Origin of the sequence: Massilia sp. YIM B02443 (assembly GCF_030411955.1) — a bacterium.
GTDB lineage: Bacteria > Pseudomonadota > Gammaproteobacteria > Burkholderiales > Burkholderiaceae_D > Telluria.
On the sequence record NZ_JASNRA010000013.1, the window covers coordinates 102,482 to 119,027 of the forward strand.

Genomic DNA, 16,546 nt, shown 5'->3' on the forward strand with positions numbered 1-16,546 from the left:
ATCATGAGTGCAACCCTTCCTCTCCCGCAGCATGAAGCCGCCCTCCCCGGCGCCAGGCGCGACATCGCGCCGCCCTTGCTGGTGCCGATCCTGATGCTGGCCATGCTGCCACTAGTTGGCAGCTTTCCCACCTGGGTCACGCTGAGCGTCGCCGGCCTGGCGATGGGCATGATGATCTTCATCATGGCCAGCGGCCTGACGCTGGTGTTCGGCCTGATGAGCGTGCTGAACTTCGGCCACGGCGCCTTCGTCTCGGTCGGCGCCTTCGCCGCCACAATGGTCCTGCTGCCAATGCGCGGCTGGCTCGAAGTCGACTCGCTGCTGCTCAACCTGGGCGTGCTGGGCCTGGCGGTGCTGCTGGCGATGCTGGTCACCGGCCTGCTCGGCTGGGCCTTCGAACGCATCATCATCATGCCGGTCTATGGCCAGCACCTGAAGCAGATCCTGATCACGATGGGCGGCATGATCGTCGCCGAGCAACTGATCCACGTGATCTGGGGCGCCGAGACCATCCCGCTGCCGCTGCCCACCGCGCTGCGCGGAGCGATCCTGTTCCAGGACGCGGCGATCGAGAAATACCGGCTGGTGGCGGTGGTGGTCGGCCTGGTGGTGTTCGCCGTCATGTTCCTGGTGCTGAACCGCACCAGGATCGGCCTGTTGATCCGCGCCGGTGTCGAGAACGGCGAGATGGTCGAGGCGCTCGGCTACCGCATCCGGCGCCTGTTCGTGGCCGTGTTCGCCGCCGGCTCGGCGCTGGCCGGCCTGGGCGGCGTGATGTGGGGCCTGTACAAGGAAACCCTGAACGCGGCCATGGGCGGCGAGCTGATGGTGATGATCTTCATCGTGGTGATCATCGGCGGCCTCGGCTCGGTGGGTGGCTGCTTCATCGCCGCGCTGTTGACGGCGCTGGTGGCCAATTACGCCGGCTTCCTGGCGCCCAAGGTCGCGCTGGTCTCGAACATCATCCTGATGATCGCGATCCTGCTGTGGCGCCCGGCGGGCTTGTATTCACGCATTGGCCGATAAGGCGGAGGTAAGCATGCTGCACCGACTCCTTTCCGGCGACCTGCCGCGCAGCCGCGTACTCACCGGCGTCCTGCTACTGATCGTAGCCGGCCTGGCGCTGGCGCCGTTCCTGTTTTCGGGCGCGCGTCCGCTCAACACCGCCGCCACCATCTGCGTCTACATCGTGCTGGTCGCCTCCTACGACCTGCTGCTGGGCTACACCGGCATCGTCTCGTTCGCGCACACCATGTTCTACGGCATCGGGGCCTACGGCATCGGCCTGGCGCTGGCACGCGTCGACGAGCCGACCTGGGGCGTGGCGCTGGCCGGGCTTGGCCTCGCGCTGCTGCTGGCGCTGGCACTGGCGCTGGTGGTCGGCCTGTTCGCGCTGCGCGTACGCGCCATTTTCTACGCCATGATCACGCTGGCCGTGGCCTCCTCGTTCGCGGTACTGGCTTCGCAACTGTCGGACTTCACCGGCGGCGAGGACGGCGTCACTTTCAGCGTGCCCGAGCTGCTGTCGCCGAGTTTCCTCCTGTTCGAGAACGACGTGCTGGGCCGCTACGTCGACGGCAAGGTGCTGACCTATTACCTGGTGTTCTGCGGCTGCCTGGTACTGTTCCTCTTCCTGCTGCGGCTGGTGAATTCGCCGTTCGGGCGCGTGCTGCAGGCGATCCGCGAGAACGAGTTCCGCGCCGAGGCGCTCGGCTACCGCACCATGGTGTACCGCATCTGGGCCAACTGCCTGGCGGCGCTGGTGGCCTGCCTGGCCGGCGCCCTGATGGCGCTGTGGCTGCGCTACGTCGGCCCCAAGACCTCGCTCGGCTTCGAGGTGATGACCGACATCCTGCTGATCGTGGTCATCGGCGGCATGGGCACGATGTATGGCGCGGTGGTCGGCGCCACCCTGTTCATCCTGGCCCAGAACTACCTGAAGGAACTGATGGCGCACGGCTCCGAGGCCATGGCCGGTGCGCCGATGCTGGCCGCCGCCCTGCATCCCGACCGCTGGATGCTGTGGCTGGGGGTGCTGTTCATCCTGTCGATCTACTTCTTCCCGATCGGGATCGTCGGCAAGCTGCGCCTGCGCGCCTGGCTGGCACGGCAACGCTAGCGCCCGTCACTATTCCAGGGGCCTCTTCGGAGGCCATTTTTTTTGGCGGACTGTTCAGCAAAAGCAAGGTTAACGGCCCAGTTCCACAATCCACCTTGAGCCAACCGTGATCAACGGCTCGGGCCGTCCAAACCACATCAATACCGCTTCGCTTGTCGTTCTTATTCTGAAGATGGCAATGGCCTCGTCGTTTGCCAGCGCGGGGACTCCCATCCTTCTGGCTCAACAGAGAGACATCTTCATGAAACGGCTCACATTCCGTAGTTCGGCGGCCGCCGCGGCGATCGTCGCCGCGGCCGCAACCGCCTCCGCGCCGGCGCAGGCGCAGGCCGGCGTTACCGTGCTGGATGAAGGCTTCGCCAATCTGGCGGGGCTGACCGGTTGGGACAGCATCAACCGCAGCATCCCGCCCGGCACCGGCTGGTTCCAGGGCAATGCCGGCATCTTCGCCGCCCAGGCCGGGCCCGAGAACTCGTATGCCGGCGCCAACTTCCTCGGCGCCGCCAACGGCGCCGGCGCAGTCGACAATTGGCTGATCACGCCCACCCTCACCCTGACCGGCCTCAGCACGCTGTCGTTCTTCACCAACCGCGAGGCCGCGGCGCCTTTTGCCGACCTGCTCGAAGTGCGCTTCGGCGCCGGCAGCGGCACCGATGCCGCCTCGTTCGACACCGTCCTGGCCACGATCGGCGGCGCCAGCGCCTTCCCGACCGACTGGACGCAATGGAACGCCGATCTCGCGGTCGAAGGGCCAGGACGCTTCGCCTTCCGCTACCTGGGCGACGCCGCCACGCTCAGCTACATCGGACTGGACACCGTGCGCGTCGTCACCGCCGTGCCGGAGCCGGCCTTCTGGCTGATGCTGGCCGGCGGCCTCGGCATGGTCGGCCTGGCGCGGCGCCGCCTCGGTCAATAAGGCTACCGGAGAAGATCATGAGAACCACCGCCCCATTGTTTATCCTGCCGCTGGCCCTGCTGTGTTCGGCAGCCGGCGCGACCAACCAGGCGCCGCCATCGCCCGCAGCACAGCCGGCGCCACAGGCTTCGGCCCAGAGTCCGGCCCAGGCCTCGACCCGGACTCCGGCGCCGGCTTCGAATGGCGTCCCGGGTTCGGGCGCCGGTTCGACGCCCGCAGGCGGCGCCCAGGGCTTGACCGTCGTGCGCGACGCCGAAACCGGCCGCCTGCGCGCCCCGACCCCGGACGAGATGCGCGCCCTGCAGCGCAAGGGTCCGTCAGCGCTGGCCGCGCCCCCGCCGCCGACCATGATCACCGGCCCCGACGGCAGGCGCCACGTGCAGCTCGGCGAGCGCGGCCTGGTGTATTCGGTGGTCAAGCGCGCCCCTGACGGCAAGCTCGACCAGCAATGCGTGCACGGCGCCGCCGCCGCCGGGCGCGCCCTCGCCCAACCCACGCTCGACCGCAACGGCGCCGTCCAGGAGGCCCGCCATGATCACCGCTAATCTCGCCGCCCGCGCAACCGCCATCGTGCTGCTGGCGCTGGCCACCTTCGCCAACGTCGGCGCCGCGCGCGCCGCCACCATCGTGATCGTCAACCAGAACGCGGCCGGCGTCGGTTTCAACGATCCGACCCCGGCCGCGCCGGTGGGCGGCAATCCCGGCACCACGCTGGGCGAGCAGCGCCTGAACGCGTTCCAGCGCGCCGCCGACATCTGGGGCGCGACCTTGACCAGCGACGTGCCGATCCGGATCGGCGCCTCGTTCGTGCCGCTGGCCTGCGACGCCACCGGCGCCGTGCTCGGCTCGGCCGGCGCCAACGAGATCTGGAGCGACTTCCCCAACGCGCCGCGCGCCAACACCTGGTATCCGGCCGCGCTGGCCAGCAAGCTGCTCGGCCTGGACGTCAGCGCCCCGACCGTGCCGCACATCATCGCGCGCTTCAATTCGCGGCTCGGCCTGTTCCCGGACTGCGTGCCCGGCCTGACCTTCTACCTGGGCTTCGACAACAACGCCGGCGACGGGATCGACCTGGTCACCACGCTGTTGCACGAGATCGCGCACGGGCTCGGCTTCCAGACCTTCACCGACGACGAGACCGGCGCCCGGATCCTCGACATTCCGTCGATCTGGGACCACTATCTGATCGACAACCGCACCGAGCGCCTGTGGGTGCAGATGACCGACGCCGAACGGGTGGCCTCGGCCATCGCCTGGCGCGGCCTGTCATGGAACGGCGCCAACGTCACCGCCGCCGTCCCGGCCGCGCTGGGACCGGCCTCGGTGCTGAGCATCAGCGGGCCGAACGCGGGCGGCGCGGCCGGCGCCTATGCGGTCGGCGACGCCACCTTCGGCACGCCGGTGTCGGGCAGCGCGGTGAGCGGCCAGCTGATGCCGGTGGTCGACCAGAGCAACGGCACTGGCCTGGCCTGCACTGCGCTGAACGCGACCAATGCGCGCGCCGTGCGCGGCAACATCGCCCTGGTCGATCGCGGCAGCTGCGACTTCGTGGTCAAGGCCCGCAACGTCCAGGCGGCCGGCGCGATCGGCATGGTGCTGGCCGACGTCGTGCCGGGCGAGGTGGCCGGCTTGCCGGGGACCGATCCGGCGATCACGATCACCTCGGTGCGCATCACCCAGGCCGACGGCCAGACGCTGAAGACGGCGCTGCAGCAGCGCTCGCGCACCCGCTCGGGCGTGGTGGCGCGGCTGGCGTCCGACGCGTCCAGGCTGGCCGGCGCCGACGCCCAGCGGCGCATGTTGATGTACACGCCGAGCGTCAACGCGCCCGGCTCCTCGGTATCGCACTACACCACCGAGGCGCGCCCGAACCAGCTGATGGAACCGGCGATCAACGACGACCTGCCGCACGTGGTGACGCCGCCGCGCGACCTGACCTATCCGCTGCTGCGCGATATTGGCTGGTAAGCGCGGCTGCTGATCGGCCATCGTCCGACAATGGCTGCGGCAATAGAAAGTAGCCGCAAGATGTGACACGCAAAAAGCAAAAAGCCGGCCGCCCTCGCGGGCGCCGGCTTCATTCGGCAAATAACAGCTCGATACTGGCCGAGGCTGCGCACAGCCCCGGTCCAGGTTCGACCCGGCACGATCCGACGGTGGCTCAGGCCTGGCTTTGCTTCTTGAACGCTTCCACGCCGTTGACCAGCTCGGCCTTGGCTTCGTCGATGCCGGCCCAGCCTTCGATCTTGACCCACTTGCCTGGTTCCAGATCCTTGTAGTGTTCGAAGAAGTGCTGGATCTGCTTGACGCGCAGTTCTTCCAGGTCGTCCAGCGACTGGATTTTCTTGTACATCGGCAGGACTTTTTCGACCGGCACGGCGATCACCTTGGCGTCGCCGCCGCCGTCATCGGTCATCTTCAGCACGCCCAGCGCGCGGCAACGCACCACCACGCCCGGCGGCAGCGGGAACGGGGTGATGACCAGCACGTCGCACGGGTCGCCGTCGTCGGCGATGGTCTGCGGCACGTAGCCGTAGTTGCACGGATAGTGCATGGCGGTACCCATGAAGCGGTCGACGAAGATCGCGCCGCTGTCCTTGTCGACCTCGTACTTGACCGGGTCGGCGTTCATCGGGATTTCGATGATGACGTTGAAGTCGTTCGGCACGTCTTTGCCGGCTGGGACGTTATTCAGGCTCATGGATGGTCCTTGGTTGCTCAAGAGTCAATAATAGACCGTCATTATAGCGAAACGCACAATCCCTGTGCGGGTGGTCGGTAGGCAATGGTGTGCGTGCGCTGCGCGAACGGTGACCGGCCCGTGGATCCCGATCGACCGGCAACCGTTGATGGCGACGCAGGGTGGACGGGCATCCCGTCCACGCGTTCAAATCACGCGTGCCGGGAGGTATTGCCCCCCCACCGCCGGCACGGCCCGACGCGCAACGCCGATCAGACGAGCGCCGACCGCTTCGACGGCATCGCCGTCCAACCCACCAGCGCACACTGCCGGTAATGATTCGCCGCCTCCTGCTCCTGCCCCAGCGCCTCGTGCATCTGGGCCAGCTTCAGGTGCGCCTCGCGCACCATCTCCGCGTCCAGCGCGTCTGAAAGCGCCTGCTCCAGGTAGCGCTGCGCCTTGCCCCACAGTTTCTGCTTCAGGCACAGGGAACCGAGCGTCAGCGCCAGCTGCGCATCCATCGGACGCGTCTTGCGCCACTGTTCGCAGCTTTCGATCTGGGCCAGCAGGGTCGGCGAACCGGCCGGACCGGCGGCGTCGCGGTAGGCGCGCACCACCCGCTCGTCCCAGTCCGCCTTGAGCGACTCTTCGGCGATGGCGCGTGCTTCGTCGTGCAGGCCGCACGCATTGAAGGCCTCGGCTGCGCGCGCCGCGATATACGGCGCCGTGCGCTCGGCCGCCGGCACCCCGGCCCAGGTACGGCGGATCGATTCGGCATCGTGTCCGCCCTCGCCCAGCAAGGACTGGTAGGCCAGCTCGCGCAAGCGCTTGGCCAGGGCCGGATGCAGCGCCTTGCGCTTGTCGAGGATGCGCACCAGGCGCAGCACTTCGGGCCAATTACGCGCCTGCTGGTTGGCCTTCATCGCCCATTGCAGGGCGTGGATATGGCGCTGGCCGCTGGCGAACAGTTCGTCCACCGCCTGCAGCGCGGCGTCGTGCTGGTGGTCGTCGACCAGCAGCTCGGTCACCGTCATCAGGCGTGCGGTCTTGAGCGAAGCGTCGTGGGCGACGCCGGCCAGCCAGGCGTCGCGTCGCGCCGGCTCGCGCATGCGGTGCGCGGCGCGCGCGCCGATCAGGGACGCGAGGCCCGCGTTCTCGGGCAGCTCGGCGGCGCGCATGGCGGCCTTTTCGGCGTGGCCGAAGCGGCCTTCGAACAGGGCCTTGAGCGCATCGCGCAAGCCTTTGTTGCCTTCGCGCTCGCGCTTGCGCTGGCGATAGGCGGCCACGCGCTGCGGCATGCGCGCGGTGGCGTAGAAGGCGCGCACCAGCCCGTACAGGGCCACGAACAGCGCGCCCAGCATCAGCACGAACAGGTTGAGCGACATGTCGATCCGGTGCGGCGGATAGAACAGCACCACGTTGCCCGGATTGAAGCGCGCGGTCACGGCAATGCCGATGGCAGTGGCCATCAGCGCGACTAACCAGAGGAGTAAACGCATTATTATCGCTTCGCTTTGTGCATGGCTTATTGTTTCGCTTTGTAGTTGCGCACGGCGTTCAGGCTGTCCGCCAGCGTCGGTATCTCGATCGTCAGGTTATTCGCCTGCACCTGGCGCAGCGCGGCCTGGGCCGACTGGGTGACGCGGGCGCGCGTATCGAAATACTTGTTCAGCGTGGCCTGGGCGGTGGCGATGTCGTCGCGGAAGGTCGCTTCGTTGCGCGACAACAGCGCCAGGCGCGCGTTCAGCAGGCGCAGCTTCAGGTTCTCGCGCACGAAGAACGATTCGGCCGGCGACAGCATCAGCGCTTCCGGCTTCTCGACGCTGCGCACCCGGATCAGCTGGCGCACGTCGTCCCACATCTCCTGGCTCCACAGGCGCCAGGTCTGCAGCATGCGCTGGCCCACGCCCAGCGGCGCAGCTTCGGCGGCGGCAGCAGTGCCGGCCTTGGCGGCGGCCTTGTTCTCATGTTGACGGGTGCTGCGCACCGGCGCCACCGGCAGCAGCGGCGTCTCGTCGGCCAGCATCGGCAGCGCATCGACCTGGCCGATCACGTTGTCCAGCCGCAGCGCGACGCCGGCCAGGTCCACCGCCGGCAGGCCCTTGAGCTTCTCGATGTCGGCCGCGATCGCGCGCCGGATCGACAGGAATTGCGGCGTGTCCGAACGCGACACCGCGCGGTCGGCGTTCTGCAGCGCGATCAGCGCGCCCTGCACGTTGCCGGCCAGTTGCAGCTGCTGGCTGGCGGTCGACAGCACCTGCTCGATCTCCGACAGCGCCCACTCGTCGCGGTTCTGCGACAGGTCCTTGTACAGCTGTTCGAGCGCCAGCTGCTGGCTCTGGGCCTCGCTCTGGCGGCTTTCCAGCACCCCGACCTTGATCTGCAGTTCCTTGGACTGGTCGGCCACGTCGCGCGCCAGCGCCGCCGTCTCGGCGTTCACCGCGTTCCCCTTCTGCAGCGAGCGCGCCATGTCCTGGCGCAGCGAATTGATGCGGTTGTGCGAGGAGAAGGTCTGCAGCGCCAGCAGCACCGCGAGCGCGATCACCGCCATCGGCAGCGGACGCGCCAGGCGGTCGAGCAGGCCGGCGCGGCCCGGACCACCCATGCGCGGCGCGGCCACCGCCGGCGGCGGGCCGCCCGGGGGCAGGCCACCGGCCGCGCCGCCACTCGATGATCCGGCCGCGGCGCCGCCGGACGATGGCGCCGACGCGCCTGCGGACGATGCGCCGGCGGTGCCGCTGGCGCCCGGCGGCACGACAACCGCCTCCGGCTTGTGGAGACTCGGCGCCCCGGCGCCCGGCAACTGCGGTTGGTCTGGATTGTTCGGCAATTCGTTCATTATTGTGATTGTAACGCTGCTAATAGGCGTGCATCGCCCGATCCGGTCTCGGTCACACGGGTGAACCCCAGCGCATGCGCGGTGGCGGCGATGCGCGCATGCGGCACGATCAGGCGCTGCGCACGCAGCGCGGCCAGGCCGCCGGCCGGGTCGAATTCGGCGGCCAGCGCGGCCAGGCCGCGCAGGGCTTCCGAGCTCGTGATTATCCAGTCGTTTGGCTGCGCCAGCAAGGCGCGCAAGCGTGCGCGCAACGCCTCGTCCAGCAGCGGCACGCTGCGCCGGTAGGCGGCCACCGCTTCGACCCTCGCGCCAGCCGCGCGCAAGGCATCGGCCAGCAGTTCGCGCCCGCCGTCGCCGCGCACGATCAGCACGCGCCGTCCGGCCAGCGACGCCAGGTCGAGGCTCGCCAGCAGGTGTTCCGAATCGCTGTGCGCGCTATCGGCCGGGCTGAAGATCGTGTAGTCCGGGCTGGCCACGCCATGGCGCGCCAGCGCCGCGCGGCTGCCCTCGCCCACGATCGCGACCGGCACGCCGGCCGGCCATGCTGGCAGCTGCGCGAACGCGGCGTCGATCGCATTCGGCGACACGAACGCCACCAGCGCCGCCGGATCGTCCGGCGTATTCAACGAAGCCAGTGCCGCGCGCAGCGGCGCCGGATCCTCGACCGGCGCGATCTGCAACAGCGGCAGCAGCACCGCCGTGCGCCCCAGCGCCGCTACCCCCTGCGCCAGCGCGCCGGCCTGCTGGCGCGGACGCGTGATGACGACCGCCGGCCCGCTCATGCGCTCCAGCTCCGGTTCATGCATCGCGCCCGCACGCAGCTCAGGCGTCATCCTGCGCGGCTTCCTGGCGGCAGGCCGCCAGGATCGCGTTGGCGTCCTGCTGCGCCAGCAGCTCGGACACCTGTTCGCCCAGGTATTCCGGCTGCGCCGCCGTGCCCGAGACTTCGGCATGCGCGCTGCGCAGCCCGTCCGGGGTGGCGACCATCGCGCGCAGCCGCATCTGGCCGTCTTCCACGGTGGCGAAGGCCGCCAGCGGGATCTGGCAGCTGCCGCCGAAGATGCGCGACACCTTGCGCTCGGCCGTGACGGCGCTGGCGGTGTCGGCGTGGTTCAGCGGCGCCAGCACGGCGCGCATGTCGACGCCGTCGCTGCGCGCGCCGCTCAGGATTTCGATCGCCATCGCGCCCTGGCCGGCCGCCGGCAGGCTCATTTCCGGCGCCAGCACGGCGCGGATGCGGCTCTCCAGCCCCAGGCGCTTGAGGCCTGCCGCCGCCAGGATGATGGCCGCGTAGTCGCCGCGATCGAGCTTGCCCAGGCGCGTATCCAGGTTGCCGCGCAGCGGCTGGATCACCAGGTGCGGGTAACGCGCCGCGATCAGGGCCTGGCGGCGCAGGCTGCTGGTGCCGACCACGGCGCCCGCCGGCAGCTCGTCCAGGCCGGCGTAGTCGTTCGAGACGAAGGCGTCGCGCGGGTCTTCGCGCTCGAGCACCGCGGCCAGCTCGAACCCCTCGGGCAGCTCCATCGGCACGTCCTTGAGCGAGTGCACCGCCAGGTCGGCGCGGCCCTCTGCCATCGCCACCTCGAGCTCCTTCACGAACAGGCCCTTGCCGCCGACCTTGGAGAGGGTACGGTCGAGAATCTGGTCGCCGCGTGTTGTCATTCCGAGAATTTCGACGCTACATTCTGGATATAATGCCGCGAGCCGGTCGCGCACGTGCTGCGCCTGCCACATGGCCAGGCGGCTCTCGCGCGATGCGATGATCAGTTTTAGCGGCGCCAGTTTGGCCGGTGCCGGAGCAGAAGCCTGCCCGGCAGCTTGTTCGGTAGCTGTTTCAGTAACGTTTAACACGGATTCTTTCACTGTCGTCGGGCCGATCCGGACGATGCCAGTTTCGGCCCCTGCATAAGATCATAAATTTTAGCATGGGGGCACCTTGCAGATCGTGGCCACCCGCCATCGCACTTACCCTTTAACTTGTGGTCGATATGAACAATCCAGCTGTAGCCTCAGAAGTTAGCACCGGCGCCGACAAGGACGCGCCGCTCAAAGAAGACATCCGCCTGCTCGGCCGCCTGCTCGGCGACGTGCTGCGCGACCAGGAAGGCGAAGCGGTGTTCGACATCGTCGAGACCATCCGCCAGACCGCCGTGCGCTTCCGCCGCGAAGACGACCCGCAGGCCGGCAAGGAACTGACCGACCTGCTGCACGCGCTCACGCGCGACCAGACCATCTCGGTGGTGCGCGCCTTTTCGTATTTCTCGCACCTGGCCAACATCGCCGAAGACCAGCACCACAACCGCCGCCGCCGCGCCCACCTGCTGGCCGGCTCCGCCGCGCGCCCCGGCAGCATCGGCCACGCGCTCGGCCAGCTGAAACAGGCCGGCGTCGGCCAGGACACGGTCGAGGAATTCTTCCGCGACGCCCTGATCTCGCCGGTGCTCACCGCCCACCCGACCGAAGTGCAAAGGAAGAGCATCCTCGACGCCGAGCACGACATCGCGCGCCTGCTGGCCGAGCGCGACCTGCCGCAGACGGCCAAGGAACGCCAGCGCAACGAGGCCCTGCTGCACGCGCGCATCGCCACGCTGTGGCAGACCCGCATGCTGCGCTACTCCAAGCTCACCGTGGCCGACGAAATCGACAACGCCCTGTCCTACTACCGCATCACCTTCCTGCGTGAAATGCCGGCGCTGTACGACGACATCGAGGCCGAGATCGCCGACCACTACGGCGCCGCGCCGGAACCAACCTCGCACGCCTCCTACCTGCAGATGGGCAGCTGGATCGGCGGCGATCGCGACGGCAACCCGAACGTCAACGCCGACACCATGCGCCACGCGCTGACGCGCCAGTCGACCACCATCCTCGACTTTTATCTCGACGAAGTGCATGCCCTCGGCGCCGAGCTGTCGGCGTCGACCCTGCTGATCGAAGTCAGCCCCGCGCTCGAGACCCTGGCCGCCAGCTCGCCCGACAATTCGCCGCACCGCAGCGACGAGCCGTACCGGCGCGCCCTGATCGGCATCTATGCGCGCCTGGCCGCCACCGCGCGCGAACTGGGCGTGGGCCACATCCTGCGCCGCGAAGTCGGCCACGCCGCGCCCTACCTCGATCCGGAACTGTTCGCGGCCGACCTCGAAGTGCTGGCCGACTCGCTGCGCCAGAACCACGGCGCCGTATTGATCCAGCCGCGCCTGGCCGGCCTGCTGCGCGCCGCGCGCATTTTCGGCTTCCACCTGGCCTCGCTCGACATGCGCCAGAGTTCGGACATCCACGAGCGCGTACTGGCCGAGCTGTTCGCACGCGCCGGGGTGGAACAGGATTACGCAGCGCTGCCGGAAGAAGACAAACGCGCCCTGCTGCTCAAGGAACTCGCCCAGCCACGCCCCCTGTTCTCGCCCTACGAGACCTATGGCGAGGAGACCAATTCCGAGCTCGCCATTCTGCGCACTGCGCGCGAGATCCGCCTGCGCTACGGCCCGCGCGCGATCCGCAACTACATCATCTCGCACACCGAGACCGTGTCCGACCTGCTCGAAGTGCTGCTGCTGCAAAAGGAAACGGGCCTGATGCGCGTGAGCTCGGGCGCCAACGATGTCATGGTGATCCCGCTGTTCGAAACCATTCCCGACCTGCAGCGCGCAGCCGGCATCATGGACGAGTGGATGGCGATCCCGCTGGTCGCCAGCGTGATCGAGAAACAGGGCCGCCTGCAGGAAGTCATGCTCGGCTACTCCGACTCGAACAAGGACGGCGGCTTCCTGACCTCGAACTGGGAGCTGTACCAGGCCGAGTTGAAACTGGTCGAAGTGTTCAAGGGACGGCAGGTCAAGCTGCGCCTGTTCCACGGCCGCGGCGGCACGGTCGGCCGCGGCGGCGGTCCGAGCTACGACGCGATCCGCGCCCAGCCGCCCGGCACCGTCAACGGCCAGATCCGCCTGACCGAACAAGGCGAGATCATCGCCTCCAAATTCTCGAACGCCGAGATCGGGCGCCGCAACCTGGAACTGCTGGTGTCTGCGACGCTGGAAGCGAGCCTCACGCCGCCGTCCGGCAATGGCGGACACGCGCAGCAGCTGGCGCGCTTCGAGACAATCATGGCCGAGCTGTCGAACCGGGCTTACAAAGCCTATCGCGACCTGGTGTACGAAACGCCGGGCTTCACCGACTACTTCTTCGCCGCCACGCCGATCGCCGAGATCGCGGAACTGAACCTGGGTTCACGCCCGGCCTCGCGCAAGTCGACCCGCCGTATCGAAGACCTGCGCGCGATTCCGTGGGGCTTCTCGTGGGGCCAGTGCCGCCTGCTGCTGCCGGGCTGGTACGGGTTTGCGTCGAGCGTCAAAGGCTGGCTGGAAGAAGACCGCGAAGCAAGCGGAGAAGCGCGCCTGGAAGAACTGCGCACGATGTTCAAGGAGTGGCCGTTCTTCGCCACGCTGCTGTCGAACATGGACATGGTGCTGGCCAAGACCGACCTGGCGATCGCATCGCGCTATGCGGGACTGGTGGCGGATGAAGAGCTGCGCGAGCGGATCTTCCGCCGCATCGTGGACGAGCATGGCGAGACGATTCGCTGCCTGGAAGCGATTACCGGGGCCAGCGAACGGCTGGCCGGCAATCCGCTGCTGGCGCGCTCGATTCAGAACCGGTTCGCGTATCTCGATCCGTTGAATCACTTGCAGGTCGAACTGATTCACCGCCGCCGCGCTTTGACGGGCGACCCGGAGAAGGCCGATCCACGCGTGCATCGCGGGATTCATTTGTCGATCAATGGAGTGGCGGCGGGTCTGCGCAACACCGGCTGATCGCCGTCGTAGGGTTGGCGGCTCCGCCGCCGACGCGTCGATCGTTACCGGCTCCGATCTCGCGCCGGATGATCTCGCTGCTATCTATCACCGCGTCGGCGGCATAGCCGCCAACCCTACAAAAAAACCGCCCGGCTTGCACCGGGCGGCTTTTTTTACACCCACACCACCAGCGTGTTACTGGTTGTGCAGGAAGGTCTTCAGCTTGTCCGAGCGCGACGGCTGACGCAGCTTGCTCATCGCCTTCGCTTCGATCTGGCGAATGCGCTCGCGCGTCACGTCGAACTGCTTGCCCACTTCTTCCAGCGTGTGGTCGTTCGACATCTCGACGCCGTAGCGCATGCGCAGCACCTTGGCTTCGCGCGGGGTCAAGGAGTCCAGCACTTCCTTGATCACGTTGCGCATCGAGGCGTGCAGCGCGGCGTCCAGCGGCGCCAGGGTCGCGTTGTCTTCGATGAAGTCGCCCAGCTGCGAATCGCCGTCCTCGCCCATCGGGGTTTCCATCGAAATCGGTTCTTTCGCGATCTTCATGATCTCGCGGACCTTATTCTCTGGCATTTCCATCTTGGCGGCCAGGGTCGGCAGGTCCGGTTCGGAACCGGTTTCCTGCATGATCTGGCGCGAGATGCGGTTCATCTTGTTGATGGTCTCGATCATGTGCACCGGCACGCGGATGGTACGGGCCATGTCCGCGATCGAGCGCGTGATCGCCTGGCGGATCCACCAGGTCGCATACGTCGAGAATTTATAACCGCGACGGTATTCGAACTTGTCGACCGCCTTCAGCAGGCCGATATTGCCTTCCTGGATCAGGTCCAGGAATTGCAGGCCGCGGTTGATGTACTTCTTCGCGATCGAGATCACCAGACGCAGGTTGGCGACGGTCATTTCACGCTTGGCCTGGCGCGCACGCTTCTCGCCCGCCGCCATCTGCTTGTTGATCTTGCGCAGGTCGGCCAGCGGCAGCGCCACGCGTGCCTGCAGGTCGATCATGCGCTGCTGCAATTCCTTGATCGCCGGCAGGTTACGGCTCAGCACCGCGCTGTACGGATACGCGCAGTCGACTTCGCGGTCACCCCATGCCAGATCGGTCTCGTTGCCCGGGAACACCTTGATGAAGTGAGCGCGCGGCATGCCGCAGCGGTTCACGCAGATGTCCAGCACGGCGCGCTCGATCGAACGCACTTCGTCCATCTGGCCACGCAGGGTGTCGCACAGCTTCTCGACCACTTTCGCGGTGAAGCGGATGCCCAGCAGCTCGTACGAGATGATCTCTTGCGCTTCGTTGTAGTTGTCCGAACCATAGCCTTCGGTCTTGAAGGCCTGGCCCATGCGGTCGAACTGCTTCTCGATCAGGGCAAACTTTTCCAGGGCGCTCTTGCGCAGCTGCGCCAGCTGCTCGGCCGAATAGCCGGCCGCGGCGCCGCCGGCGTTGCCGCCTTCTTCCTCTTCTTCCTCGATCTCTTCTTCTTCCTCTTCCTCGTCGTCCGAGGAAGCGGCGGCCGCGGCGGCCACGCTGGCGGCCGGCGGCGTGGTGTCGCTCTGGTCGACGAAACCGTCCACCACGTCGTCGATCTTCAGCTCGTCGCTGGCGATCTTGTGCGACAGCGCGATGATTTCCGAGATCGTGGTCGGGCAAGCCGAGATTGCCTGCACCATGTCCTTCAGGCCCTGCTCGATGCGCTTGGCGATCTCGATCTCGCCTTCGCGCGTCAGCAGCGACACCGCGCCCATTTCACGCATGTACATGCGCACCGGGTCGGTGGTGCGGCCGAAGTCCGAGTCGACCGTCGACAGCGCGGTGGCGGCAGCGGCTTCCACTTCGTCTTCGCTGGTCGGGGTCACGGCCTGGTCCGATAGCAGCATCATTTCCGCTTCCGGGGCGCGCTCGTAGACCGCGATGCCCATGTCGTTGAAGGTCGCGATGATGCCTTCGATCGCTTCCGGATCGATGATGTTTTCCGGCAGGTGGTCGTTGATCTCGGCGTGGGTCAGGTAGCCGCGCTCCTTGCCCATGTTGATCAGGTTCCTCAGCTGCAGGCGGCGCTTTTCCAGTTCGGCGTCCGAGAAACCTTCCTCGCTCAGGGCGGCGATGCCCTTGGCCTTGCGCTCGCGCGCCTTCGAGGCCGCCTTCAGCTCGGCGCGCTCGACCGCGTTCAGCGCCGCGACTTCGTCATTCTCGGGAATGAATTCGCTTGGCTTGCGGCCACGGCGGCCCGGGACCTTGACCTGCGGCAGCAGATAGCCCGAGGTGTCGATCGCGGCCAGCGCGGCGGCGTCGGTGGTCTTGCTGACGGCGCCGACGGCGCTGGCCGGCACGGCCGGCGCAGCGGCCTGGACGGCGTCGACGCGGCGCGCGGTGCGGGTGCGCACCACTTTCGGCGCCGGCTCGGCGGCGGCCGCGACAGCTGCCGCGGCGGCGGCGATCGGGGCCACGGCGATGGCTTCCGGCTCGGCGGCGGCAGGCGCGTCGGCTTCCAGCTTCAGGCCGGCCAGGCGGCCGCGCTTGCGCACGATCACCGGCGGCGCGGCAGCCGGCTTGGCCTGCTGCGGCATGTAGTCGTCGGCCGGATCGGCGTCGGCCATGGATTCGATCACGGCGGGCGCGGCCTCAGGAGCCGGCGCAGCGTCGGCCGCCGGCGCAGCCACTGCTGCGGGCACTCCCTCGACCACCGGCGCGGTGACTGGCTCCTGGGCAGCTGGCTCCTGGGCGACCGGTTCCGGCGTCACGGGCTGGCCGGCGGCCAGGATGGCGTCGGCCTGGGCCTTGAGGGTCGCCAGGCGCGAACGGGTCTTGACCACCGTCACCTTGGCCGCCGCTTCCGTCTCGAGGAAGTAGGAGGTCGCGGTTTTCGGCACTGCCAGCGGCGCCGAAGTCTTGGCCGGCGCTTTTTTCGCTGTCAGTGTCAATGTCTTGGCGGTGTTCTTCATAACTTAAAAGTCTCCAGTCGAGGCGAGTTGCGGCGCCTGCGAAGTCAAATATCCAGCGGGACCCGCAGTAGCGGGACCGGCGAAAGGGGAACGGAAGTGGCCCTACCTAAGGGCGGACATGCTTAACTTCAAGCACGACTTTTCCGGCAGGCCGCGCGAGGGTGCTGAAACTGAGCAGCTGGCGGCAGGAAAATAGTCGTGTTCAAAATCGTGCTGTACATGTCGGAACGAAAAAAAGCCCGTTGACACGGGC

12 protein-coding genes are annotated in these 16,546 nt (G+C 67.7%); 6 read left to right on the forward strand and 6 right to left on the reverse strand.

The features are described 5' to 3' along the window. Nucleotides 1-3: 3 nt before the first annotated feature. The 5 genes from QPK27_RS14790 to QPK27_RS14810 all read left to right on the forward strand — a co-directional run bounded on the left by QPK27_RS14790 (nt 4) and on the right by QPK27_RS14810 (nt 5,003). Nucleotides 4-1,026: a branched-chain amino acid ABC transporter permease gene (locus QPK27_RS14790; protein ID WP_290419018.1), complete on the forward strand. Its 1,023-nt coding sequence runs from the start codon at nt 4-6 to the stop codon at nt 1,024-1,026. A 13-nt stretch (nt 1,027-1,039) separates the two neighbouring features. Continuing rightward, on the forward strand, nt 1,040-2,119 hold the full coding sequence (locus QPK27_RS14795) for a branched-chain amino acid ABC transporter permease (RefSeq protein WP_290419019.1): 1,080 nt from the start codon (nt 1,040-1,042) through the stop codon (nt 2,117-2,119). 241 nt (nt 2,120-2,360) lie between these two features. Continuing rightward, complete coding sequence (locus QPK27_RS14800) at nt 2,361-3,035, forward strand: choice-of-anchor J family PEP-CTERM protein (RefSeq protein ID WP_290419020.1); 675 nt, start codon at nt 2,361-2,363, stop codon at nt 3,033-3,035. Between the two features lie 17 nt (nt 3,036-3,052). Then, entirely contained in the window at nt 3,053-3,580 is a 528-nt protein-coding gene (locus QPK27_RS14805; protein WP_290419021.1) for a post-PEP-CTERM-1 domain-containing protein, read from the forward strand. Further along, the gene (locus QPK27_RS14810) at nt 3,567-5,003 is read left to right on the forward strand and encodes a PA domain-containing protein (RefSeq protein WP_290419022.1); all 1,437 of its coding nucleotides are present in this window, start codon (nt 3,567-3,569) and stop codon (nt 5,001-5,003) included. Before QPK27_RS14805 ends, QPK27_RS14810 begins: the two co-directional genes overlap by 14 nt. A 193-nt stretch (nt 5,004-5,196) precedes the next feature. On the opposite strand, the gene ppa is transcribed toward QPK27_RS14810, so the two are convergent. The 5 genes from ppa to hemC form a co-directional block, all read right to left on the reverse strand. Next, the gene (gene ppa / locus QPK27_RS14815; RefSeq protein WP_290419023.1) at nt 5,197-5,736 is read right to left on the reverse strand and encodes an inorganic diphosphatase; all 540 of its coding nucleotides are present in this window, start codon (nt 5,734-5,736) and stop codon (nt 5,197-5,199) included. Nucleotides 5,737-5,987: 251 nt separating this feature from the next. Beyond that, nucleotides 5,988-7,214, reverse strand: a complete 1,227-nt coding sequence (locus QPK27_RS14820; protein WP_290419024.1) for a heme biosynthesis protein HemY — start codon at nt 7,212-7,214, stop codon at nt 5,988-5,990. 26 nt (nt 7,215-7,240) lie between these two features. Next, the gene (locus QPK27_RS14825; protein ID WP_374047070.1) at nt 7,241-8,554 is read right to left on the reverse strand and encodes a uroporphyrinogen-III C-methyltransferase; all 1,314 of its coding nucleotides are present in this window, start codon (nt 8,552-8,554) and stop codon (nt 7,241-7,243) included. Further along, entirely contained in the window at nt 8,554-9,336 is a 783-nt protein-coding gene (locus QPK27_RS14830; RefSeq protein WP_290419086.1) for a uroporphyrinogen-III synthase, read from the reverse strand. Before QPK27_RS14830 ends, QPK27_RS14825 begins: the two co-directional genes overlap by 1 nt. 40 nt (nt 9,337-9,376) lie before the next feature. Continuing rightward, entirely contained in the window at nt 9,377-10,336 is a 960-nt protein-coding gene (hemC, locus tag QPK27_RS14835) for a hydroxymethylbilane synthase (protein WP_290419087.1), read from the reverse strand. A 206-nt stretch (nt 10,337-10,542) separates the two neighbouring features. Between hemC and ppc the strand changes: the two genes are divergently transcribed. Continuing rightward, nucleotides 10,543-13,362, forward strand: coding sequence for a phosphoenolpyruvate carboxylase (gene ppc, locus QPK27_RS14840; protein WP_290419025.1), 2,820 nt, complete (start codon nt 10,543-10,545; stop codon nt 13,360-13,362). A 177-nt stretch (nt 13,363-13,539) separates the two neighbouring features. Here ppc and rpoD read toward each other — a convergent pair whose 3' ends face one another. Continuing rightward, a complete protein-coding gene (gene rpoD / locus QPK27_RS14845) occupies nt 13,540-16,293 on the reverse strand; it encodes an RNA polymerase sigma factor RpoD (RefSeq protein ID WP_290419026.1) in 2,754 nt (917 codons plus the stop codon). Nucleotides 16,294-16,546 lie beyond the last annotated feature (253 nt).

Bases quoted from the DNA above. Each gene is read 5' to 3' on its own strand.
- QPK27_RS14800 (WP_290419020.1), top strand. From the start codon at position 2,361: ATGAAACGGCTCACATTCCGTAGTTCGGCGGCCGCCGCGGCGATCGTC.
- ppc (WP_290419025.1), top strand. From the start codon at position 10,543: ATGAACAATCCAGCTGTAGCCTCAGAAGTTAGCACCGGCGCCGACAAG.
- QPK27_RS14790 (WP_290419018.1), top strand. From the start codon at position 4: ATGAGTGCAACCCTTCCTCTCCCGCAGCATGAAGCCGCCCTCCCCGGC.
- rpoD (WP_290419026.1), bottom strand. From the start codon at position 16,293: ATGAAGAACACCGCCAAGACATTGACACTGACAGCGAAAAAAGCGCCG.
- QPK27_RS14830 (WP_290419086.1), bottom strand. From the start codon at position 9,336: ATGAGCGGGCCGGCGGTCGTCATCACGCGTCCGCGCCAGCAGGCCGGC.
- QPK27_RS14820 (WP_290419024.1), bottom strand. From the start codon at position 7,214: ATGCGTTTACTCCTCTGGTTAGTCGCGCTGATGGCCACTGCCATCGGC.
- QPK27_RS14810 (WP_290419022.1), top strand. From the start codon at position 3,567: ATGATCACCGCTAATCTCGCCGCCCGCGCAACCGCCATCGTGCTGCTG.
- QPK27_RS14795 (WP_290419019.1), top strand. From the start codon at position 1,040: ATGCTGCACCGACTCCTTTCCGGCGACCTGCCGCGCAGCCGCGTACTC.
- ppa (WP_290419023.1), bottom strand. From the start codon at position 5,736: ATGAGCCTGAATAACGTCCCAGCCGGCAAAGACGTGCCGAACGACTTC.
- QPK27_RS14805 (WP_290419021.1), top strand. From the start codon at position 3,053: ATGAGAACCACCGCCCCATTGTTTATCCTGCCGCTGGCCCTGCTGTGT.
- QPK27_RS14825 (WP_374047070.1), bottom strand. From the start codon at position 8,554: ATGAACGAATTGCCGAACAATCCAGACCAACCGCAGTTGCCGGGCGCC.